Origin of the sequence: Arthrobacter sp. NPDC090010 (assembly GCF_044748305.1) — a bacterium.
Classification (GTDB): Bacteria; Actinomycetota; Actinomycetes; order Actinomycetales; family Micrococcaceae; genus Arthrobacter_E.
On sequence record NZ_JBIVFT010000010.1, the window covers coordinates 98,919 to 121,417 of the forward strand.

21 protein-coding genes are annotated in these 22,499 nt (G+C 67.7%); 12 read left to right on the plus strand and 9 right to left on the minus strand.

Annotation, left to right across the window (positions count from 1 at the left end):
• Positions 1-17 precede the first annotated feature (17 nt).
• Entirely contained in the window at positions 18-659 is a 642-nt protein-coding gene (locus tag ACIPXZ_RS14645) for a YitT family protein (RefSeq protein ID WP_400595571.1), read from the plus strand.
• Between the two features lie 59 nt (positions 660-718).
• Here the strand turns inward: ACIPXZ_RS14645 and ACIPXZ_RS14650 are convergent, their stop codons facing one another.
• The 6 genes from ACIPXZ_RS14650 to ACIPXZ_RS14675 form a co-directional block, all read right to left on the minus strand.
• Positions 719-1,348, minus strand: a complete 630-nt coding sequence (locus ACIPXZ_RS14650; RefSeq protein WP_400595573.1) for an MBL fold metallo-hydrolase — start codon at positions 1,346-1,348, stop codon at positions 719-721.
• Entirely contained in the window at positions 1,348-2,460 is a 1,113-nt protein-coding gene (locus ACIPXZ_RS14655) for an S-(hydroxymethyl)mycothiol dehydrogenase (RefSeq protein WP_400595575.1), read from the minus strand. Before ACIPXZ_RS14655 ends, ACIPXZ_RS14650 begins: the two co-directional genes overlap by 1 nt.
• A 37-nt stretch (positions 2,461-2,497) precedes the next feature.
• On the minus strand, positions 2,498-3,022 hold the full coding sequence (locus tag ACIPXZ_RS14660) for a tetratricopeptide repeat protein (protein ID WP_400595577.1): 525 nt from the start codon (positions 3,020-3,022) through the stop codon (positions 2,498-2,500).
• A 5-nt stretch (positions 3,023-3,027) separates the two neighbouring features.
• Positions 3,028-3,915, minus strand: coding sequence for an Fpg/Nei family DNA glycosylase (locus ACIPXZ_RS14665; protein ID WP_400595579.1), 888 nt, complete (start codon positions 3,913-3,915; stop codon positions 3,028-3,030).
• A complete protein-coding gene (locus ACIPXZ_RS14670) occupies positions 3,908-8,878 on the minus strand; it encodes an ATP-dependent helicase (protein ID WP_400595581.1) in 4,971 nt (1,656 codons plus the stop codon). The genes ACIPXZ_RS14665 and ACIPXZ_RS14670 overlap by 8 nt, the downstream gene beginning before the upstream one ends.
• 67 nt (positions 8,879-8,945) lie before the next feature.
• Entirely contained in the window at positions 8,946-9,341 is a 396-nt protein-coding gene (locus tag ACIPXZ_RS14675) for a DUF4232 domain-containing protein (RefSeq protein WP_400595585.1), read from the minus strand.
• On the opposite strand from ACIPXZ_RS14675, the gene ACIPXZ_RS14680 reads away from it, so the two are divergent.
• Entirely contained in the window at positions 9,322-9,651 is a 330-nt protein-coding gene (locus ACIPXZ_RS14680; RefSeq protein ID WP_400595587.1) for a hypothetical protein, read from the plus strand. The two genes, ACIPXZ_RS14675 and ACIPXZ_RS14680, sit on opposite strands and share 20 nt — an antisense overlap.
• Before the next feature lie 97 nt (positions 9,652-9,748).
• On the opposite strand, the gene ACIPXZ_RS14685 is transcribed toward ACIPXZ_RS14680, so the two are convergent.
• The 3 genes from ACIPXZ_RS14685 to ACIPXZ_RS14695 all read right to left on the minus strand — a co-directional run bounded on the left by ACIPXZ_RS14685 (position 9,749) and on the right by ACIPXZ_RS14695 (position 12,007).
• A complete protein-coding gene (locus ACIPXZ_RS14685; RefSeq protein ID WP_400595589.1) occupies positions 9,749-10,453 on the minus strand; it encodes a YcnI family protein in 705 nt (234 codons plus the stop codon).
• A gap of 83 nt (positions 10,454-10,536) precedes the next feature.
• Positions 10,537-11,226: a hypothetical protein gene (locus ACIPXZ_RS14690; RefSeq protein ID WP_400595591.1), complete on the minus strand. Its 690-nt coding sequence runs from the start codon at positions 11,224-11,226 to the stop codon at positions 10,537-10,539.
• 58 nt (positions 11,227-11,284) lie between these two features.
• Positions 11,285-12,007 (minus strand): TetR/AcrR family transcriptional regulator C-terminal domain-containing protein, encoded by a 723-nt coding sequence (locus tag ACIPXZ_RS14695; RefSeq protein WP_400595593.1) that lies wholly within the window; start codon positions 12,005-12,007, stop codon positions 11,285-11,287.
• An 83-nt stretch (positions 12,008-12,090) separates the two neighbouring features.
• On the opposite strand from ACIPXZ_RS14695, the gene ACIPXZ_RS14700 reads away from it, so the two are divergent.
• From ACIPXZ_RS14700 to ACIPXZ_RS14745, 10 genes are all read left to right on the plus strand, one after another.
• On the plus strand, positions 12,091-13,722 hold the full coding sequence (locus ACIPXZ_RS14700; protein WP_400595595.1) for an amidohydrolase: 1,632 nt from the start codon (positions 12,091-12,093) through the stop codon (positions 13,720-13,722).
• Between the two features lie 43 nt (positions 13,723-13,765).
• A complete protein-coding gene (locus ACIPXZ_RS14705) occupies positions 13,766-15,136 on the plus strand; it encodes an APC family permease (RefSeq protein WP_400595597.1) in 1,371 nt (456 codons plus the stop codon).
• A 117-nt stretch (positions 15,137-15,253) separates the two neighbouring features.
• Positions 15,254-15,874: a hypothetical protein gene (locus tag ACIPXZ_RS14710; protein ID WP_400595599.1), complete on the plus strand. Its 621-nt coding sequence runs from the start codon at positions 15,254-15,256 to the stop codon at positions 15,872-15,874.
• Between the two features lie 116 nt (positions 15,875-15,990).
• Positions 15,991-16,620, plus strand: coding sequence for a copper resistance protein CopC (locus tag ACIPXZ_RS14715; protein WP_400595601.1), 630 nt, complete (start codon positions 15,991-15,993; stop codon positions 16,618-16,620).
• 59 nt (positions 16,621-16,679) lie between these two features.
• Positions 16,680-17,234: a copper chaperone PCu(A)C gene (locus tag ACIPXZ_RS14720; RefSeq protein ID WP_400595603.1), complete on the plus strand. Its 555-nt coding sequence runs from the start codon at positions 16,680-16,682 to the stop codon at positions 17,232-17,234.
• A 41-nt stretch (positions 17,235-17,275) separates the two neighbouring features.
• Entirely contained in the window at positions 17,276-18,484 is a 1,209-nt protein-coding gene (locus tag ACIPXZ_RS14725) for a Dyp-type peroxidase (RefSeq protein WP_400595705.1), read from the plus strand.
• Between the two features lie 108 nt (positions 18,485-18,592).
• Positions 18,593-19,213 carry a hypothetical protein gene (locus ACIPXZ_RS14730; RefSeq protein WP_400595605.1) on the plus strand — a complete coding sequence of 207 codons (621 nt, stop codon included), beginning with the start codon at positions 18,593-18,595 and terminating at the stop codon, positions 19,211-19,213.
• 155 nt (positions 19,214-19,368) lie between these two features.
• The gene (locus ACIPXZ_RS14735) at positions 19,369-20,205 is read left to right on the plus strand and encodes a DUF1643 domain-containing protein (RefSeq protein ID WP_400595607.1); all 837 of its coding nucleotides are present in this window, start codon (positions 19,369-19,371) and stop codon (positions 20,203-20,205) included.
• 790 nt (positions 20,206-20,995) lie between these two features.
• Complete coding sequence (locus tag ACIPXZ_RS14740) at positions 20,996-21,562, plus strand: DUF6932 family protein (protein WP_400595609.1); 567 nt, start codon at positions 20,996-20,998, stop codon at positions 21,560-21,562.
• Between the two features lie 67 nt (positions 21,563-21,629).
• Positions 21,630-22,496 (plus strand): hypothetical protein, encoded by an 867-nt coding sequence (locus tag ACIPXZ_RS14745; protein WP_400595611.1) that lies wholly within the window; start codon positions 21,630-21,632, stop codon positions 22,494-22,496.
• Positions 22,497-22,499 lie beyond the last annotated feature (3 nt).

Sequence of the window (22,499 nt, forward strand, 5' to 3'; positions counted from 1 at the left end):
TCTGCGAATGTTGGGTCATGATGTTCCGCAGAATCTCCCAATTGCTCGCTGGCCTGGCCCTCTACGGCTTCTCCATCGCCCTGTTCATCCGGGCCGGGCTGGGAACGTCTCCCTGGGACATCCTGCATCAGGGCGTCGCCCGCCTGAGCGGGATCAGCACGGGAGTGGTCATCATCGTGCTGAGCTTCCTGATCCTGCTGCTGTGGATCCCGTTGCGGCAGAAGCCAGGCTGGGGCACGCTCGCCAATGCCGTGCTGGTGGGGCTGTTCGTGGATCTGTCCATGCCGCTCATTCCGAGGGTCGAGGGCCTCGTCTGGCAGATCGTGTTCCTGCTCGCGGCCGTGCTCTTGAACGCCGTGGCCACGGCCTGCTACATCGCGGCCTCCTTCGGACCCGGAGCCCGGGACGGTCTCATGACCGGGCTGGCGCGCCGCACGGGCTGGTCCTTGCGTCTGTGCCGGACGCTCATCGAAGTGACCGTGGCCGCCATCGGCTGGTCCTTGGGTGGCGTGCTCGGGGTGGGGACCGTGGCCTACGCGCTGTGCATCGGGCCCCTGGTCCAGTGGCTCATGCCGTTCTTCGCGATCCCGGGCGTGCGCCGCGGTGGTGCCGGGGTGGAAGTGCCCGCCGCCGAGCGCTCCCCATCGACTGCTCCGTAAACGTCCTTTTCGGGCCTCAAAACGACAGCTGCGGAGCAATCGATGGGGAAGGGCATGGCTCAGTGACCCCGGTCGATCCATTCCTGGAGCTGGGGAGCCTCCGCGCCGATGGTGGTGGAGTCACCGTGTCCGGTGTTCACCACCGTCTCCGGGGGCAAGGTGAGGAGGCGCTCCCGGATGGATTCGATGATGGTCGGGAAGTCGCTGAAGGAGCGTCCTGTCGCACCGGGCCCGCCCTGGAACAGGGTGTCACCGGTGAAGACGACGCCGAGCCCGGGAGCATGGAAACTGACGGATCCGGGGGAGTGCCCGGGGGTGTGAAGCGCCGCCAATTCAGTGCCTGCCACCTCGAAGCGCTGGCCGTCCGCGATGTCCGCATCGGGACGGGTGTCCGGATACACGTCCTCCCAGAGCATCCGGTCCGCCGGATTCAGATGGACCGGGGCGCCCACCCGGGACGCGAAAGCCCGGGCATGGCGGATGTGGTCGTCGTGACCGTGGGTGAGCAGGACGGCCCGCACCGTGCGTCCGGCCACTGCTGAGACGATCGCCTCGGGGTCGTGCGCCGGGTCGATCACCACGACCTCGGTGTCGTCGCCCACGATCCACACATTGTTGTCCACTTCCCAGGTTCCTCCGTCGAGGGAGAACGTGCCGGAGGTGACGAGCCGTTCGATCCGCGCGGCCATCAGCGCGCCACCGCCCCGGTGATCTCGACGACGGAACGCAGGACCTCGCCGCGGTGCATCTTCTCGAAAGCGGCTTCCACGTCTCCCAGGCCGATGCGTTCGGAAACGAAGGCGTCCAGTGGGAGACGGCCGAGGCGGTACTGGTCCACCAGCATGGGGAAGTCCCGGCTCGGCAGGCAGTCGCCGTACCAGGAGGACTTCAGCGAACCTCCCCGCCCGAACACGTCGAGCAGCGGAAGGTCCAGGGTCATCTCAGGCGTCGGCACGCCCACCAGAACGACGCGTCCGGCGAGGTCGCGCGCGTAGAACGCCTCCTTGTAGGTCTCCGGGCGGCCGACCGCATCGATGACGACGTCGGCGCCGAAGCCACCGGTGAGCGCGCGGATCGCCTCCACCACGTCCTCCGGACCGGAAACCACACCGTGGGTCGCCCCCAGCGTCTTGGCGAGTTCGACCTTGGCGGGGTCGCGGTCGACGGCGATGATCGTCGTCGCGCCGGCGAGCTTCGCCCCGGCGATCGCGGCATTGCCCACGCCGCCGCAGCCGATGACCGCCACCGACTCCCCGCGCTTGACCTCTCCGGTGTTCATGGCGGCGCCGATGCCGGCCATGATGCCGCAGCCGAGGAGGCCGACGGCGGCCGGATCGACGTCGTCGTCGATCTTCGTGCACTGGCCGGCGGCGACCAGGGTCTTCTCCGCGAAGGAGCCGATGCCGAGCGCGGGGGAGAGCGGCGTGCCGTCCTTCAGAGTCATCTTCTGCGTGGCGTTGTGCGTGGCGAAACAGTACTGCGGCTGGCCCTTGGCGCACGCGCGGCAGTTCCCGCAGACGGCCCGCCAGTTGAGGATGACGCGGTCCCCGACTGCCAGGTCCGTGACGTCCGGGCCGACGGCGCTGACGACCGCGGTGGATTCGTGACCGAGCAGATAGGGGTACTCGTTGCCGATCCCCCCGAGCTTGTAGTGCAGATCCGTGTGGCAGACACCGCAGCTCAGGACATCCACCAGGGCTTCCCCGGGGCCGGGTTCGGGGACCAGGATGGTCTCGAGGGTGGCGGGCGCGCCTTTCGCCTTGACGACGACGGCCTGGACTTCGTGGACGGCTGCGGTCATGAAACTACCTCCAGTGATATATCTAAGTTCTGCCAGCCTACGCGGCGTGGTCCGGGCTGTCAGGGCGTCGTGCGTCGATCTCGTGCAAGTACGCGGCATTGCCCCGGATCGCGGCCTCGTAGCGAAGCAGTTCGGGTGTTCGGAGATGGTCTGCGAACAGTTCCAGGGCGGAGGCCAGTGCGGCGTCGTGACGGCCCTGGGCATGCAGGGTGAGCAGTGCGAAGATCCCTAGTGAGACGGAGTCCGGGAACCGCTCCCGGGCCACGCCGAAGACCCTCTCCGACTCCTCCAGACGGCCCAGGTTCCGCAGAGTGCTGCCGTACTGGAGGAAGCACTTACGGAGCGTCTCACCGTCCAGACCGGCGGCGAGGGCCCGCTCATAGAAACCGGCGGCGGTTTCCTCCTCGCCGGCCGTGTCGTGTGCGCCGCCCACGTGATACAGCACCAGTGCTTCGTCCGGATACTCCGCCAGGACCTGACGATACGCGTCGATGGTGGGCTGCATGTTCTCGCGGTCCCGGGCCGCGAAGATCGCGTCGAGCCGTTGTTCCAGTTCCTGCATGGCTCCTACTTTCGTTTCGGGGAATCGCCGGGGAATTGCTGACAGCGCGGACAGAAGTAGACGGCGCGATCCTGGGCTGCTCTCCCCGCGGATCCCGGCTCGCTCAGCGTCTCCTGCCGGATCGGGGTCCGGCAGCGCAGGCACGGCTGGCGGGTACGCCCGTACACGAAGAAGCGCGGCCAGAGGCCGCCGGAGGACGGACGGCCCAGGGGCTCCGATGGCGTGGTGCGGCGGCCGGGGTGGTCCCGGTTGAGGTCGAGCAGACGGAACGCTTCAGCGACGACGCCGGCCGCGTCCAGACGGGCGGGCGGCAAGCTCAAGGCGCGCACCGGGGCGGCCGGATGCAGGCCGGCCAGGAAACACAGTTCGTTGCGGTAGATGTTGCCGATCCCGGCCATGACGCGCTGGTCCAGCAGGGCCAGACCGATGGGCCGGGACGGGTCCGACACGAGGTTCGCTTCCGCCTGCGCCGGGTCCCATCCCGGGCCGAGCAGATCGGGTCCGAGGTGTCCGACCACGCGGGGCTCCTCCTGGGTGGGCAGGACCTCCAGTACGCCCAGGGAGAACCCGACCGCCGTCCCGTCCTGGACCGTCAGCACGCAGCGGGCCGTGTGGCCGGGTCGTTTCCAGCGCGCACCGGGACCGTAGATCTCCCAATGTCCTTCCATCTTCAAGTGCGAATGGATGGTCAGCGGTGGACGCGGGGTTCCAGCGGGCGGGACGAGCCGGTGAAGGAGGTGCTTGCCCCGCGAGACGACTTCTTCCGTGTGCCAGCCCGCCAGATCCAGAGTGGCGTGCCGGGGGATGCGGAAGTCACTGGAGAGCAGTGCTTTCCCGGCCAGGAAACCGTGCAGCAAGGAGGCCTGCTGCCAGAGGGAGTCGCCTTCAGGCACGGAGCCTCACCCCGCGGGGTGTCGAGTACGCGCCGGCCTCCAGCAGTGCGGCTGCGAGCGGGGTGCCGAGAAGGTCCTGGCCGTTGACCTTCTCCATGGCGAGGCGGTCCACGGCTCCACGGCGCACGGTGGCGACCAGGGATGCCGCGGATTCGGCGAGCAGTACCTCGTCCTGTGTGAAACTCAGCAGGGTCTTGCCTCCACGTTCGATGTAGATCACGAGCCTGCCGTCCACCAGTACCACCAGGGCTCCGGCCTTGCGTCCTGGCCGGTGTCCTCCCGACGCGCCGTCCAGGAGCGGCCACGGCAGTGCTGCGCCATAAGGGTTGGCGGGGTCCGTCGCCGCCAGGGTCACCGTGCTGTGCACTCGGTCCTCGGGCGCCCGGGCGGCTCCGTCCTCGGCGAAGGAGCGGAGCCGGTCCACCGTGGCGGGAACGGAGAACTGCGCTGCGCCGAGCTTCTCGATGAAGTAGCCGCGGCGGGTTCTTCCGCTTTCCTCCAATTTGCTCAGCACCTTGTAGAGCAGCGCGAAACCGCCGGGGACCTGCTCGGACATGACGGAGCCTCGGGTCAGCACCCCGTAACGGTCCAGCAGGAGCTCGGCCAGCGCATGTGCCCTGACCGTTGGGTCCAGGGGTTGCCGCAGCACCGCTGACCATCGGCCCACACCCAGCGGCGGGGTCGAACCGAGCGTGGCGGCCTCCATGCCTGAACCGAGCCCGGCACCGGGGAAGGTGTGGCTGCTTCCGAGCCGGGGCCGTCTCAGAGACCGGGCCCGCGAAGGCCGTGGCGTCTGCTTGTGCGCGGTCCCGCCACCGGACAGCAGCGCCCTGACAGGGGCGAAAGTGTCCCCGGTGGCGCGGCCGGCCCAGACGAGTCCCCACAGCTCGGCCAGCATCTCCTCGTCGGTCAGGACCGCGTCCATTCCCCCGGCGCTCTCCTTGAGCGGCCGGAAGAAGAACGCCCCGCCGCCGTCCAGCTGCTCCAGGATCCTTTGCTGAGCGGCGCTCGGTGCGAAGTCCTCATCCGGTGTCAGGGTCAGAGCCGCCGACTCGGCCAGATGAAGGCTCACCCACCCGTCGTTGCCGGGCAGCGATGAAGTCCCGGTCCAGAGCACCTCACCGCCTGCCATGAGCTCGTCCAGGAGCGTGGGCGAGTAGTCCCGCACACGCGACGGCAAGACGAGGGTCTCCCAGGCGGATGCCGGAACCGGCACTCCGCTGAGCTGGTCCACCACCGTGAGTACCCCGTCCAGACCCTTGAGCTGGGCAGGGCTCCGGGAGGTTCCCACGTTCTGCCAGATCGGCAGGAAACGGCCGAAAGCGGAGGCATCGACCGGTTCTACTTCGGCCCGCAGCGCTGCCAGGGAACGACGGCGGAGCCTGCGCAGCACCTCGGCATCGCACCACTCCTGCCCGCCCACGAGTCCGGGCTGTGCCGTGCTCTCGGGCTGCGGGATGCCACCGATCTCGGCGCTGGTGCCGGCTTCGGTGGGATGGGGCCGGAACTCGCCCTCCACGATCCTGCCGTCGGAGGTGAGCCGCTTGAGGACTGAGAGGACGACGGCCGTGCCGAGACCCAGACGGGTGGCGAGTTCCGACGTCGTGAAAGGTGCGTGCGTGCGGGCGTAACGGGCCACCAGATCGCCGAGCGGATCCGCCACCGGTTCCAGGAACGCCAAGGGGACGCCCATGGGGAGTGGGACGCCCAGGCCGTCGCGCAGACGTGCCGCGTCCTCGACGGCGGCGAATCGCTCGACGCCCTGAAGGTTCACGCGCAATGCCCGGCCTGCAGACACCAACTCGGCCGCGTGGTCGGGTGCGCCGAGGGGTTCTTCCAGGCGTGCCGCGAGTTCTTCCACGCTGAGCGGCCCGAGGAGGCGCAGCAGATCCGCGCTGCCTTCCACTCCGCGGAGTTTGCGGTCCGGGGCCAAGCGCTGCAGTTCCAACTCGGTCTGCTCCACGACCGCCGGGTCCAGGAGTTCCCGCAGTTCCACTCTGCCCAGCAACTCGTTCAGCAGGCCGGAGTCCAGGGAGAGCGCGGCCGCGCGGCGTTCGGCCAGCGGCGAGTCGCCCTCGTAGAGGAACTGGGCCACGTAGCCGAACAGCAGGCTGCGGGCGAAGGGCGAAGGCTGCGCCGTGGTGGTCTCGGAGATCTGGATCTCACGGCGCTGAATACGCCCGGCGAGGTCCTGAAGGGAGGGCAGGTCGTAGACGTCCTGGAGGCACTCGCGCACGGTCTCCAGGACGATGGGGAACTGGGGGTACTTCTTGGCGACGTCCAAGAGCTGGGCCGCGCGCTGCCGTTGCTGCCAGAGCGGCTGGCGCTTGCCCGGGGTCTGCCGGGGGAGGAGGAGAGCACGCGCCGCACATTCCCGGAACCGCGAAGCGAACAGTGCGCTCCCGCCCACCTCCTCCGTGACGATCCGTTCAAGTTCCTCGGGCTCGAAGAGGAACAGCTCGGCTCCAGGAGGCTCGTCCTCCATGAGGGGGACCCGCAGCACGATGCCGTCGTCCGCCGCCATGACGGAACCGTCCAGGCCGTAGCGTTCCTGGAGCCTGCGTCCGACGGCCAGCGCCCAGGGTGAGTGCACGGGCATGCCGAAGGGACTGTGCAGGACCACGCGCCAATCGCCCAGCTCATCGTGGAAGCGCTCCACCAGGAGCGCCTTGTCGTTCGGGACCACGGTGGTGGACTGCTGCTGTTCCCGCAAATACGCAACGAGGTTGCCCGCTGCGAAAGGATCCAGGCCGATGCCCTCACAGCGGGCGACCGCCTGGTCCGTGTCCGCTCCGGACAGCTCCCGGACGAAGGCCCCGAGCGCCTGGCCCAATTCGAGAGGACGGCCCAGGGAATCCCCTTTCCAGAAGGGGAGCTTCCCCGGCTGACCGAAGGCGGGGGTCACCAGGACGCGATCGAAGGTGATGTCCTCGATCCGCCAGCTCGTGGCACCAAGGGCGAACACATCACCGACGCGGGACTCGTAGACCATCTCCTCATCCAGCTCACCGACGCGTTTGCTGGATTTCGAGTCCTCTTCACCCACCAGGTAGACCCCGAAGAGGCCCCGGTCCGGGATGGTGCCACCGGAGACGACCGCGAGGCGCTGCGCACCCGGGCGTCCCTCGATGGTCCCGGCGTTGCGGTCCCAGATGATGCGGGGACGGAGTTCGGAGAACTCGTCGCTGGGGTACCGGCCGGCGAGCAGATCCAGTGTGGCGTTGAAAGCGGAGCGGGGCAGGCTCGCGAACGGAGCACAGCGCCGGACCACTGTGAACCATTCCTCCACGTCCACCGGGCCAAGTGCGCAGGCCGCGACGGTCTGCTGGGCCAGGATGTCCAGGGGGTTCTGCGGGATCGAGAGTTTCTCGATCCGTCCGGCCGTCATGCGCTCGACCGTCACGGCCGTGTGGACCAGATCCGCGCGGTGCTTCGGGAAGAGGACGCCCTGACTGACCTCTCCGACCTGGTGCCCGGCCCGGCCGACGCGCTGAAGGGCGCTCGCCACGGACGGCGGCGACTCCACCTGGATCACCAGATCCACGGCGCCCATGTCGATGCCCAGCTCAAGACTTGACGTGGCGACCACGCACCGCAGCCGGCCGGACTTCAAGTCGTCTTCGATCTGGGCCCGCTGTTCCTTGGACACCGAGCCGTGATGGGCCCTGGCCAGGATCGGCTCAGCCCCGGAGGTCTGGCCGGCCTGGGCCATCATGTGGGCGGGCGTCGAGGTAGAAACCGGCGCCAGACGCCCGACGACGTCGGCGAGGGCCTCCGCCGCAGCCTGCGGGAGCTGCGGGGCGCCGTCGTCGTCCGTGCCCTCTTCGGCCCAGACATCGGCCAGCTGGCGTTCGGCGTAGATCTCGTTGAGGCGCGCCGTCAGGCGCTCGGCCAGACGGCGGGAGTTGGCGAAGACGATGGTGGAGCGCCGGGCCAGCACGTGGTCCACGATCTTCTCCTCCACATGGGGCCAGATCGAAGCCTGGGGCTGAAGCCCGGAGGCGGGGCCGAGGTCGTGGGCCGAGGCGGCCGCCGGAAGGTCCGACATGTCCTCCACCGGGACACTCACGCTCAGTTCCCAGGTCTTGGCGGCCGGTGGCGCGACCACCGTGACGGGGGATTCGCCGCCCAGGAATTGGGCCACCAGTTCCCGGGGCTCCACGGTGGCCGAGAGCCCGATCCGCTGGGCGGGCTTGTCCAGGAGTGCATCGAGCCGTTCGAGGGAGACCGCGAGGTGTGTTCCGCGTTTGGTCCCGGCCACGGCGTGCACCTCGTCCAGGATCACCGTGTCCACGGCCCGCAAGGTCTCCCGGGCGCTGGAGGTGAGCATGAGGAAAAGGGACTCGGGGGTGGTGATCAGGATGTCCGGGGGATGGGTCAGCAGCCGGCGGCGTTCATTGGCCGGAGTGTCTCCGGAACGGACTCCGACCGTGACGGACGGCGCGGCGAGTCCGAGTCCCTTGGCCGTCTGGGTGATGCCGATGAGCGGAGCCCGAAGATTGCGCTCCACATCCACGCCGAGTGCTTTGAGCGGCGAGATGTAGAGGACCCTCGTATGAGTCTTCTCCCTGCGAGGTGCGCCGGAACGACGTCGCGCCGGGGCTGGGGCGATCTGTTCGGTCTCCGCAAGGCCCGGAATGTCCAAGGTGTCCGGCGCCGGAACCGTTTGAGGTGCGGGCGGTTCTGCAACCGAGGTGCGCCCGCCGACGCTTTGGACGCCCGAGCCGCTGCCCTGGATGAGGCGGTCCAGTGCCCAGAGGAAGGCTGAGAGGGTCTTCCCGGAGCCCGTGGGAGCGACCACCAGGGCGTGCTGTCCCCGGGAGATGGCGTCCCAGGCTTCCTCCTGGACACGGGTAGGTGCTGCGAAGGCTCCGGCGAACCACTCGCGGGTGGCCCGGCCGAAGCGCGCCAGCACGCCGCCGCCGCCCGCTTCGGCGCCGTTCAGCACCGGTTTCTCTGCCATGTGACCATCTTGCCCCATGGCCCCGACAGGAATTTGCGGCGGCGCCGGAACCCGCTCCGCGAGAGACTCAGGCGGCCGGGGCGAAGGCCTGAATCGTCAGGAGCTTGACGGCGGCGTTGGAGCAGCCGTCCTCGGTGACGGGAATGAACATCGGGGTGTTCGTGCCCGGCGCATAAACCCGGTAGCGAGTGGCCGGGACGTGCTGGCAATCGGGATGCAGGCCGGCTTGCGAGTACCGCAGCACGGCGGCTGCGGACTGTCCTGGCCGGAGCGTGGCCGGGACGCCGGCGCCACCTTCCTTCTCCGCTGCTGCGCCGATGGCGGGGCCGGAGTCGCCGGCCGTCAGCTCCACGCGGGCGAAGCCCTGGATGGTGCAGGCCGCGGTGCCGGTGTTCTTCAGCAGGAGCTTGCCGTAGACGCTTCCGGCCGCCCCGCCCCCGCTCGTGTCGAGTGACGCGGACAAGGAGGCGCCGTCGCAGGGCTGGGGACCGGCGACCGGTGCGCTCGACGTCGGCGCGGTGCTCGGCGTCGTCGGCTCGGAGGTCATGCTCGGCGTGGGGCTCTCCGAAGGCGTTGACGAACTGGAATTCGACGGACTCGGGCTTGGGCTCGAGGAGGGGCTGCTGTCCCCGCTCGGGGTGCTGCAGGCGGCCAGTCCCAGCAGGAGCGCCGCGGCGGCAGCTCCCAGAGGGATGGTTCGTGATGTCAGGAACGTCCTCTGTGTGCTCATGAGTCCCACGATAGACCTGTACCGGCTGAGCTGGGGAAACTGATTCCGCGAGTCAGCTGGAAAGGGCGTGGGTCCGCTGTCCCGGACAGCGGACCCACGCCCTCAGGAGCGGACTCGGCGAGAACGCCGGGCGGAACCGACTACTTGGCGGAACGGCGGGTGGCTACGAGCGCCACGCCACCCAGTACCAGGCCGGCCACACCGGCACCGAGGCCGACCCAGGAGCGGGCCGAAGCGCCGTCGTCCGTGGTGGAGGAGGCCTGCGCAGCTTCCGGGGTGGCGGCGCCGTGTCCGCCGTGCTCACCACCCGCGACCGCCTGGGTGACGGTGAATGCCGGGGCCGGGGACTTGACCGAATCTTCGTCCTGACCGGCCGCCGGGATCTGGTTCCAGTCGGTGGAACCGGTGGCGCACTGCTGAAGAGTGGGGAAGTACAGGGTCTTCCCGGCCGCGTCGGGGACCTTGACCGAGAGCACCATGGTGTCCCGCTGATGTGCGTCCAGCGGGGTCTTCGCCGTGTAGACGATGGCCTTGGTGCGCGTGGTGATGGAGTTCCCGGTGTCGAGCTTCTTCGGGGCGGCGAGTTTCTCCGTGACCTTGCTGATGGTCCAGTTCGGGTTCACCGTGGGAGTGGCGTCGTCGAGTTCCTCGGGGAGGGTGATGGTCATCTTGGTGGTCGGCTGGCCATCGCAGCCGTGGGGGACCCCGAAGGTGAGGAGGGCGTACTGCCCCGCACCGGTGACATCCGGGGTGACGCTGACGTGGGCGCTGGCGGCCGCGGCGCCGGCGAACAGGAGAGCGCCGGCACCGGCGACGGACAGGGTGGACTTGAGAACGCGTGACATGGTGGCCTTTCGGAGCGCGCGTGAGGGCGCGCAGAAGTATATGAAATCCGGCGTATATACCGGGAGGGTCGCAATTTCCGTCGTCAGAGGACGACGGCGTGTGGCGGACCCCGCAGCCTGTCACGGCGAAGCGAGCGCAGCGGCAGCCGGGGCAGCGGCCGTTCGCGAGGAGCCTCGGGCGCCCGGAAAGTCTGCGGGACCGTGAGGCGGAGGAGTTTGAAAAGAGGGCGCAGCCAGGAAGCCAGGGCCCAGAGTGTCGCCTCTCCCTTGGCCAGCATCAGGGCCATGGCGGCCGTTGCGAGGATGTGCCCGAGCAGCATGAACGGCGAGTGCCCGCCGGCCGAGTGCATGTCCATCGTGGCGGTGCCGCCCAGGTGCTGCAGCGCCGTGGCCAACGCGGCGCTGTCGTTGTGCTGATGCGCGACGGACATGCCCGGCATGGTCATCGGTGCGCCCACCGAGAGATAGGAGAACGCTTCGTGCAGAGCGAGCTGGCCGACGCCGAGCAGCAACGTCATGGCCGGGAGGCGGAGCCGGAAGCGGGTTGCGAAGACCGCGACGAGGAGCACAAGGGCGAGGATCGCGGCCAGCAAGGGCTCCGGGGGCAATGCCCCGCCGGAGAAGCTGTGGGCGGCGATGCCCAGGGAGAGCATGCCGACGGCGACGATCCCGGCCCGCAGCAGGTGGAACGGGGCCGGCCGGCGCGAGAAGGCCGCTTCAGACGCGACGCTGCGATGGTGCGCAAAGGGGGACGCTGGGCGCTGAGACAGCACGGTCCCTCCTCGCGGGTGTCGGAATACGGCGGGCGCGGATGGATCGCGCCCGTCCAGTCTACGTGGTGCCGGCCGGCGGGAGGGCGTCGTCGCGTTGCCCGCGGAGCCGGGCGAGCGAGTGCTGCAGCCCGGAGATGAGCGCTTGAAGCCCGAGCTCGAAGGACTCGTCGGCCACGGCCTGGGCGTAGGCGGCGAGATCCGGCGCCTGGAGTCTCCCGGCGCGTGCTGCGAGGGCCTTGGTGAAGCCCGGGACCTGCGGGGCGAAGTCGCCCGCTTCGAAGATGTCGGCGGGTGCCACGGCATCCAGGGCCGAGCCCAGGACGAAATTGTCGAGGGAGACGATCGCGCTGACCACTGAATCCTCCGGCCAGCCCTCGGCGAGGAAGCCTTGGGTGACGGTCTCGTACATGGCGAGTGTGGGATCGGCCCCGGTCAGCGGGGTGGTGGCGAGGAGGGCGATGGCGTGGGGGTGGGCTGCGAACGCGGTCCGGTAGGAGCGCGCCCAGACGCTGGTGGCCTCGGGCCACGGGAGCCTCCCGAAGCCGGAGGCGTCGATTCCGTCCGTGATGAGCTCCCGCATGGAGCTGAGCACGGCGCTCTTGTTGCCCACATGGTGGTACAGCGCGGGGGTCTTCACGCCGAGCTCTTCGGCGAGGGCGGCCATGGTGAAATCGTCCGGCCCGGTCCGTTTGAGCACGTCAAAGGCGGTGCGCACGATCAACTCGCGATCCAGGACGCTTCGTTTCGGCCGACCGGCGCGGCGTGGTGCGGCTGTTGACATGACTGACCCCTCTTGCGTGTTGTCCACGTCACAGGTTAGTGTGATCCAGATTTATTTAATGGCATTAAATATCTGGAGTTGCAATGGCCCTGACAGTCTTCCATGGTGGCGTGCTGGCCTCCGAGTCCATCGAGTCCGGGACGGCCACCGCGCTCGCCGTGGAGGGTGGCCGCATCGTGGCGATCGGCGCCGGCGCTGAAGCCTTGCTCGCCAGCGCCGATGACACCGTGGACCTGAACGGGGGCTATCTCGGACCGTCCTTCGCTGATGGGCATGCCCATCCGCTCTTCGGCGGCATGGAGGATCTGGGCCCCGCCATCCGGTCCTGCCACTCCGTGGAGGAGATCGTCGCGGCCGTGCGCGCCTACGCCGACGCACACCCGGAAGACGAATGGATCATCGGTGCCAGCTACGACGCCACGCTCGCACCCGGAGGCCTGTTCGACGCCGCCTGGCTGGATGCCGCCGTTCCGGACCGTCCCGTGATGCTCAAGGCCTGGGACTACCACACCGTCTGGGTCAATTCCGCTGCACTGAAGGCCGCCGGCATCGACGCCGGGACGCCGGACCCGGACCGCGGGCGGATCGTCCGCCGGGAGGACGGCAGCCCCCTGGGGACACTCCAGGAGTACGGCGCCCTCGAACTCGTCGAGAGTGTCGCACCTCGCTATTCCCTCGAACGACGGGTCGCGGCCCTGGAGGCGGCCACCGGCACCTTGGCAGCCTCCGGCGTGAGCTGGGTCCAGGACGCCTGGGTCATGCAGGAACACCTCGAGGTCTACCTTGAAGCCGCGCGTCAGGGGCGTCTCCGGACCCGGATGAACCTGGCATTCCTGGCTGAACCCGGCCGCTGGAAGGACACGCTCGACGCTTTCGCCGCCGCCCGCGCGGCCGTGCAGTCGCTGGAAGGCGGGATGCTCACAGCGAACACTGTGAAGTTCTTCGCCGACGGCATCATCGAGAGCCACACGGCGTGCATGCTCAGCCCCTACGCCGACTCTCCGGACGACAAGGGGCTGCCCAGTTGGGGCCAGGACGAACTGAACGACGCCCTTGCCGCCGTCGACGGTCTCGGCTTTCAGGCGCACATTCACGCGATCGGCGATGGCGCCATCCGCATGGCACTCGACGCCATCGAGGAGACGGGCCGTCGTAACGGCCCCCGCGACCGCCGCCCCGTGCTGGCGCATCTCCAGGTGATCGACCCGGAAGACGTGCCGCGCTTCGCTGAGCTCGGCGTCGTCGCCAATTTCGAGCCGCTCTGGGCTCGCGAGGACGATGTCATGAACCTCCTCACCGTTCCGCGTCTGGGGAGTCCCCGCTCCGAACAGCAGTACCCCATCGGGAGCCTCATCGAGCGAGGCGTCCACGTCTCCTTCGGCAGCGACTGGCCCGTCACCTGCCACGAACCGGTGCCAGGACTCGCGACGGCGGTCACCCGCCAGACCCCCGACCACCTGCCCGCGGGCGGCTGGCTGCCCGCCGAGCGCGTCGACGTCGACGCCGCCCTGAATGCCTACACCTCCGGCGTCGCCTATCAGGCCTTCGCGGAGGACGACTGGGGCGTCTTGCGCCCCGGCATGAGCGCCGATCTGGTGCTGCTGTCCCACGACCCCCGGGACATCCCCGCAGAGGAACTCCAGGAGATGCAGGTGCTCGGCACCTGGCTTGCCGGACGCCCGACCCACTCAGCCCTCCTCCCCACCACGCGCTGAACACCGCGGGCCCCGGCCGGCGCAGCAGAACGAAAGACCTCCCATGACCTCAACACCCCTCGACCCAGGCCTTCAGGACCCGGGTTCCGCGAACGGCCAGCGGCCGCGACAGCTCCGCAGAGTCCTCGGCCTGGCCGCTCTGGTGATGTTCGGCCTGAGCTACATGGCTCCTGTCACGGTCTTCACGACCTTCGGCACGGTCACCCAGATCACCGACGGTCACCTGGCCGCCGCCTATGTGGTCGCGCTGCTGACCATGGTCTTCACGGCCTTCAGCTACGCCCGCATCTCGCGGGTGATCCCCGCGGCGGGCAGCGCCTACTCGTACACCACGCAGACTTTCGGCGGGCACATCGGCTTCGTGACCGGCTGGACCCTCATGCTGGACTACCTCTTCCTGCCGATGATCAACTTCCTGCTCGTGGGGCTCTATCTGAACTCCGCGTTCCCGGCCGTTCCCGCCTGGGTCTTCGCGCTGGTGAGCATCGTGCTGGTGCTCGCGTTCATCTCGATGGGTGTGAAGTTCGTCGGCAAGTTCAGCGGCGTCATCGTGGCCATGGCCGTGGTGATCATCGTCGTCTTCATCGCACTGTCCGCGTCCTACCTCTCCGGCCATCCCGCGCCGTCGGTGCTGGCGCCCTTCGAGAGCGGCGACGGGGGAGTGGGGCCGATCTTCGCCGGTGCCGCCGTGCTGGCTCTGTCCTTCCTCGGCTTCGACGCCGTTTCAACCCTCTCCGAGGACGCACGGGACGCACAGAAGAACATCCCCCGTGCCATCGTCATCACCACCGTGCTCGGTGGCGTGATCTTCATCGCCGTCGCCTGGGCGGGCGGACTCGTCTTCCCTGATTGGCATGCCTTCGGCTCCCTGGACACGGCGGGCATTGAACTCATCGAGAAGGTCGGCGGTCCGGTGCTGAGCGCCATCTTCATCGCGGTGTTCGTCGCCGGCTGCATCGGCTCCGCCATGACCAGCCAGGTCAGTGTCAGCCGCATCATCTACGCGATGGGCCGCGACGGCCTGCTGCCGCGCCCGTTCGGCAAATTGCACCCGCGTTTCGGCACGCCGGTGCTTGCCGCCGTCGCCGTCTCCGCGGTCTCCCTGCTCGCCCTCGTCCTGACGCTGGACATCGCCGCCACCATGATCAGTTTCGGTGCGCTGTTCGCCTTCTCCATGGTGAACCTCTCCGTGGTGAAGCACTTCTTCTGGGACGGCAAGCGGCGCGGTGCGCTGGACGTGGTCAACTACGTTCTGCTGCCGCTCATCGGCTTCGCCCTGACGATCTGGCTGTGGACCTCCCTGGCGCCCACGTCCTTCACCGTGGGCCTGTGCTGGATGGCCGTCGGCATCGTCTTCCTGGCTGTCCGGACCAAGGGCTTCCGCAAGGCCCCGCCGAAGCTGAGCTTCGACTAGCGGTGGCCGCACCCGCGGTGCCCCTCCACCCCACTGACTTCGACACTCTGTAGAAAGTGGAGCATAATCTTCGGTGGATGGGCACCGGCCCTTCCTGAACAGGGGCGGGGAAGGACCATGACGGCACGCGAGGCGAGACTCGTGCGGGGCTGGATCGCAGCCGCCGCCGCGACGTCGATCGCTGCCGCCTCCCACGTTCTCGCCGGTGGTGCGACACCGGCCGCGGTCATCCTCCTGCTTTCCCTGGCACTGTCCGGGCTGGTCTGCACGCTGCTCGCCGGTCGGGCGCTTTCCCTGTGGCGGCTCGCCTTGGGCGTCGTCACCAGCCAGGGCCTCTTCCACTGGCTTTTCAGCATGGCTCCCGGCGGCATGCACAGCACGATGCCCTCCGGCGCTCCCCACGGAGCCCATGCCGCTCACACGCTCGTTCCTCTTCCCGGCGGAGCCGGAGAGTCCCTCATGATGGACCACTCCTCCCCGGCCATGTGGCTGGGTCACGCCGTGGCGGCCGCGTTCACCATCGCGGTGCTCCGGCACGGTGAGGTCACGACTCTGCGCCTCCTGGCTGCACTGCGCATGCGCCTCATCCCGGCCCTGCCGCTGGTCCGGCCACTGGTCATCCGGCCTGACGGGCTGAACAGGCCCGCCGAATGGCTCGTGATACCACTGCGCAATCTCGGCGTGCCGCTGCTGGCGATGCGCCACCGCGGTCCGCCGCTGCTTCCCACCGTGTCCTGATTCCGCTGACCTCCCGCCCTTCCTGGCCGGGGACATCAGCGTGGGCCTTTCCGCGCCCTCACCCTTCACACCTACGCCCTCAGGGGCGCCCTGCGTCCCGAGGGCGGGAAGCAGTCATGACCACTTTCATCATGCATTCCCCTTTCACCACCGATCCATCCCCGCGGCGAACGCTCGCCCGGCGTCTCCGCGGGCCCTTGGCCGTGCTGGTGCTGTGTCTCCTCGCTCTGATCTCCGGTGCGCAGCGGGCAGCTGCCCACGACCAGCTGGTCTCCTCGGCACCGTCCGACGGCGAGCGGCTGGCGGCGACGCCGTCGTCCGTCTCGGTCAGCTTCAGTGCGGCACTGCTGGACCTCGGCTATGAGGTCCGGGTGGTGGACGCCGCCTCGAAGAATTGGGCGGAGGGCCGTCCGGTCCTGGCCCGCGAGACCATCACCCAGCCGCTGAGTGCCGGCCTCCCCGAGGGCGAGTACCAGGTGCGCTGGCGGGTGGTTTCGAGCGATGGACACCCGATCAACGGCAGCTACACCTTCCTCGTCGGAGCGAAGGCCCAAGCCGGAACCATCCCTGTACCAGAGGACGCTGCGAGCGCCGCTCCGGACAGCCCGTCCGCCGACGGTGCCGCTGCGGAGAGCGTTGCCGCGCCGGTACCCGGCTGGCTCATCGCAGCCGGTGCCGGAGGCCTGCTGGGACTCGGCCTCTATCTCGCCGTGAGCGTTGCGCGCCGACTGCGCCGCAACGCCTGACAAACAAACATTCCGCCTTCCGGACGCCATCGGCGCGGAAGGCCGAGCAAGGAGTCATCATGACCAAGAAGACCAACGCATTCATCATCTCCGCAGCCAGCGCAGCCCTTCTCGCGCTGTCGGCCTGCACACCACCGAGCACGGCGGACGCCGGCTCCACCACCCAGGCCGCAAGCGCCCTGTCGATCAGCGAACCCTGGGTCAAGGCAGCGCCGTCCGGCATGACAGCCGCGTTCGGGGTGGTGAAGAATTCCTCCGGCAAGGAGCTCACGGTGGTGAGTGTCGCCACGCCGGCCTCTGCGATGGCCGAACTGCACGAGACCGTCATGTCCGCCAACGGCGGGATGCAGATGCGCGCCAAAGAGGGCGGTTTCACCATCCCGGCGGGCGGTGCGCTGACGCTTGAGCCCGGGGGGAACCACATCATGCTGATGAAGCTGAACAAGGCGTACCAGGCGGGGGACGAGATCCCGTTCGAGTTGAAGACCTCGGACGGTGAGGTCCTCTCCTTCACGGCACAGGTGAAGGACTTCTCAGGGGCGAAGGAGAATTACGCGCCCGGACACGGAGACCATTCCGGTCACGGCACGCCCACGACCCCCGCGGGCAAGTGAGCGACTCGCCCGTCCAGCCCGGGGCGAAGCCCCGTTCCGGAATGCAGCGGCGGCACCTTCTGCTGGGAGGTGCCGCCGCCGGAGTGGGTGCGATCGCGGCCGCAGGGGTGCAGCTGGCCAGCAGCGCGCCGTCGTCGGCGCCCGCTGCAGCACTGGACGACGACGGCGCCCGCGGAGCCGAGACGGTGCCTTTTCATGGCGCGCGGCAGGCCGGGGTCGGGACGGCCGCCCAGGCGCACGGCGTGTTCGTGGCGTTGGATCTCAAGGCGGGGACGAGCCGTGCCCGGGTCCGTTCGCTGCTGCGGCTCCTCACCCAGGACGCCGCGCGATTGACGCAAGGCAGACCCGCCCTGGCCGACACCGAGGCCGAACTGGCGGTCCGTCCGGCGCGGCTGACCGTGACCTTCGGCTTCGGGCCCGGGCTGTTCCGCATCGCGGCTCCCGCCCAGGCTCCGGCCTGGTTGAGGGCGTTGCCGGCGTTCGGCATCGACCGTCTCCGACCGGAGTTCAGCGACGGCGACCTGCTCCTGCAGATCTGCGCGGACGACCCGCTGACGCTGGCACACGCTCAGCGCATGCTGCTCAAGGACAGCCGGAGCTTCGCGACGGTGCGCTGGGTGCAACAGGGTTTCCGCCGGGCTTATGGCACGGAGCAGAGCGGGACCACCATGCGCAATCTCTTCGGACAGGTGGACGGCACGTCCAATCCGGCTCCCGGGACGGAGGGGTTCGAGACGGTGGTGTACGGGGACGAGCGGATCCGGCCCTGGGTGAAGGACGGGACGTCCCTGGTCCTGCGCCGGATCAGCATGAACCTGGACACCTGGGACGAACTGGACCGTTCCGGGCGGGAGGAGTCGGTGGGTCGCAAACTTGCCAACGGGGCTCCTCTGACCGGTACCGAGGAGCACGATGAACCGGATTTCACGGCGCTGAACCAGGTGGGCTTCCCGGTGATCGCGGACTTCTCCCACCTCCGCAGGGCGCGCCCCGACGACCCGTCTCAGCGGATCTTCCGCCGGGCGTTCAATTACGACGCCCCTCCCGCGGGAGCCGGGGTCTCCGAATCGGGTCTGCTCTTCGCCTCCTTTCAGGCGGATGTGGACCGGCAGTTCGTGCCGATCCAGAAGCGGCTGGACGAGCTGGACCTGCTGAACCAGTGGACGACGCCGATCGGTTCCGCGGTCTTCGCGGTGCCGCCGGGCTGTGCTCCCGACGGTTTCGTGGGAGAAGGGCTGTTCGGCGAATAGTTATGAACACGTGAGGAAGGGCGCCGGGAGCGATCCAGGCGCCCTTTCCGTGCGCCTGCTGACTATGATGAAGCATCACTCGCACACCGGCCTGGCCGGAATGAATCCATGGGGGAAACACCTGTGCCCATTAAAGTCATGGGGCGCGCCGTCGTCGCTGCCCTGACGGCGCTCGCCGCCGTCCTCGTCGCACTCGTCGCGGCGGCTCCGGCCGATGCGGCGGCCACCGTCACCACCCGTATCGCAGCGTTCTCCGCGGGGCCGGCCACGGTCTATCGGGGCAACGCCATCACCGTGCAGGGACAGGCTCAACGGCTGAACGGCCGTGCCTGGGCCAACACCGGCACCGTGAAGGCCGTGATCTACTTCGATCCGGACGGCGCCAAGCCCAACGCCGCGGTCCGCACTGTGAACAGCAACGCCAAGGGTCTGATCCGGACGAGCTTCAGTGCGTCCGTGTCCGGGAAATGGTCCATCCGCCTGGTGTCCGCAGGAAGCCTGAAGGCCAGTGCCACCGCCCAGAAGTACGTGCGCGTCGTGGCCCGGCCTTCGGTGACCGGCCCGGTCAGCAAGTGGAACTGCCCGTCCTGGGCGCCGATCAAGGGCAACAAGCCGAGCAAGATCTACCACCTGCCCGGCCAGCGTTACTACGCCAAGACGACGCCGGAACTCTGCTTCTCGACGGAGGCCGCGGCCCGCAACGCCGGGTACCGCAAGTCCAAGGTGTGAGCTCGCAGGCTTGATGAAGCTTCCCGAGGCCGGACCGAGTGATCGTTACTGGCTCCGGGGAAGTTTTCAGTATGTGAGGTGTGCTGTATCAAAATCGAGACAAGTTCCATGAGGATTCATGGTGTGTCGAGATTAATATGGAGCGAGGTCGGGTCATGAACGCGATGGAACGCCTCGGGGCACACTTTCGGTCCCGTCGACGTGAACTCGGGTTGTCCGAAGCCGAGTTCGCCGACCATGTGGGCATTTCCCGTTCCCAGCTGAGCGATATCGAAGCCGGTCGGTCGGCCGTTCTACGTCCCGTCTTCGACATGGCGTCCGAACTTGGCCTAGACGTCGTCGCCGTCCTACAGGAGCGCGACGACACGAAGGGAGGGCCTAAGGCGAGGGTGGTTCGAGGGGGTAATGTCTCTCGCCGCCGCATGCTCTACCCGCCCGGACATGAGCCGGACTTCTGTTGCCCGCTCCCCGAGGAACAAACCCATCGGTTCGCCCTCGGTAATGTGGCGCACGCATCTGCCGCTGCCCCTCCACTCGTCGCCATCTGCATGAACCCCTCATACGCGAGTCGTGATCAGGCCGATAAAACAGTAAACAGGTTGATCCAGGCGAGTATCGACAATGGTCATCCTGGCTGGCTCGTTCTGAACCTATATCCAGAACGGGCCACAGACTCTTCGCAGCTGTCGCCGTACGATCCGGAGCTATCCGCTGCGAACTGTGCTGCGATCGAGCAGGTGATGGTCCGCTTTGGAGTCACAGAGGTGCTCGGTGCTTGGGGAGGACTGAAGCACGCGACGCTGCGCAGGGCCAAGGAGGACGTACTCGACACGCTTGATCGTTATGGCGTCAATCTGTACATGTTCGACGGGCTCACAGACGGGGGCGATCCACGCCATCCGACGCCCCGTGGGCCAGCGTTGCAGATGAAAGGCGAAAAACGCTATCTCGTCCGGTCAGGAAACCGTCTGGTGGAAAGCGAACTCCGGTAATGCCCGAACGGAGTCAGCACCGGCGAAACGCCGCCTGAAGCAAGTACTCCGGGTACGGCGACGAACAGACTTTCCGTGAAACGACGAAGGCCCTGAGAACCTTGATTTATCAAGGTTCTCAGGGCCTTCGCGCTAGCGGTGACGGTGGGATTTGAACCCATTTCCCATGGCAGGCGGGTGGTGGAAGGGCTGCATAGATCGTTGAAGTTACGCGGTTTTTGCCACGTAATCTCACATGAGCTCACAGCATCTCTCGACTAGACGGCAGTCGGATTGTAGTCGGACAGGTCGGCCGCACGCTGGCGGTCGAGAGCGACGGCCACGGCGTCCAGGTCCTCCGGGAAGAGGCCGGCGTATGTGTCCAGCGTCATTGCCGCGCCGGTGGATCCGGTCGATGTGCTTGATCTGCAGGCCCGTTGCTTCGCCCCAGCGCAGGCCGGTGTAGGCCAGGAAGAGGATCACCGCCGGGTACTTCGAGCACTCTGCCAGCAGCTCGATCTGGGGAACCGTGAGATACGCCCGTGGCTTGGACACCTTGCGCAGGATCTTCACATCGCGCGCGGGCTACGCAACCACGGCGGCCGAGAACGGTGCGGACGTGCTGAAGCTCGCACGGACATTGCGCCACGCTCGCCTGGAACCACGGCCGCCTATGCAAGGCCGGCAGAGGCCATGTGGGACACCACTGCGCGAGTCCTGGGGTTGTAAGCGACAAACGGCTAGCTCTGTGCGAGCACTCACGCGTGAGGCATACTTGTGCCCAATTGGCTTTGGGGTCCAGGGGGTGGGGATGGTGCTGCCAGCACTCGACGGTCAGACCGGCCTTCTGCCGTTGGGCCGGTTCGGCGCATCACTCGAGCACATCAAGGAGCGCTATGTCGACGACCCGCGGTTCGCGCAGTCGACGACCCGTGCTGAGATCTGGGACCACTTCGAGTCGGCGACCGGCGGGATCCGCTCGATTGTTCCCGTGGTCTGTGTGTGGATCGGTGGTAGCTTCCTCACGGACAAGATGGACCCGGACGACATCGACCTCGTCTACTGGTGCGAGGACGTGCTCGTGAACAAGGTAGTCGACCCAAAGGCGCGAATCATCTTGCAGAAGTTCGCCCTCAACAAAATTCGCGAGGAGACTGGGCTTAGAGTTGACACTCATTTCTGCCAGTGGCATGTCTATCCGGGGGCGGACCGCGGGCCGACATCTGAGCATCTCGCCTATGTTCAGCAGCGTGGCTATTGGGATGATTTTTGGATGCGCAAGCGTAATGGCGAAAAGGGCATGGCACCTCAACGAGCCGACGCTCTGCCGCGGCGAGGCTACTTCGAGGTAACACTGGACGGCTTCCATGGCATTTGACTGGGACGCATATAGACAAGGGACTCTTGTCCCCGCTGAGTGGCTGGACTCTGACGATCTCGCCCGCATGAGCATCCAGGCATTCCACGCGGAGAATGGGGCGCTACGACGAGACATTTCCACGGGTTCGCTTCGTCTGACCGGTTCCGGGATCACCGGCCACTCCGCTGCCCTCGACGGCATCGCCGATGCTCTGCGCAACTTCCAGCGCCTCGTCCTGGCCACAGGCCTTGCCGCGAACGGGCACATCTCCCTTCAAGGAAAGCCGCCCTCCGACGTGGTCGCGAAGACGAAGCTCAGCCTCAATGGTTCGCCGTTGCCAGGCAGCCTTGTGCTGCAGATCATTCCGGCGATGTCTCCGGCGGACGAGATCGCGCCGAACGGTCAAGCAGGACTCTTCGGAGATGAAAACACCCAGCTTGTTGACACCGCGGTAAAGGATGCGTTCTCGCTGCTCGACGATGGCCGGCAAATCGGCCCAGACGCGGACGCTAGCGCATTCTTGTCCAGGATCCAGACCTTTGGTCCGAGGGTGGCCACGACGCTCAGAGATTTCTCTGTCGGACTGGTGAAGTCAGGATTTGAGCCGGATCTGACGTGGACGCAGCCACGTCAGCCGCGCCTACGTTCCTCTCTGAGCACTGCTGACCTGGTCCGCATCAGCGAACTCATTGCATCGCGGGAGCTGGAACGAGAGCCGACAGTAATACGGGGGATCCTCCGCACGGTGAGCGAGGTCGGCCCGTGGTCAATCGAGGTTGACGGCGAACAGGTCAGGATCGATGCCAAGCAGATCCCGGTTGCCGACACTGAGACACTCCGAACTGGCCTCGCGATCACCATTGATGTCACAGTCACCGAAGAGTCGGGACCGGTAGGAGAACCGAAGCCCAAGTACACGGCCACAGGGTTCACGATCGTGGGAGACGGGTAAGGC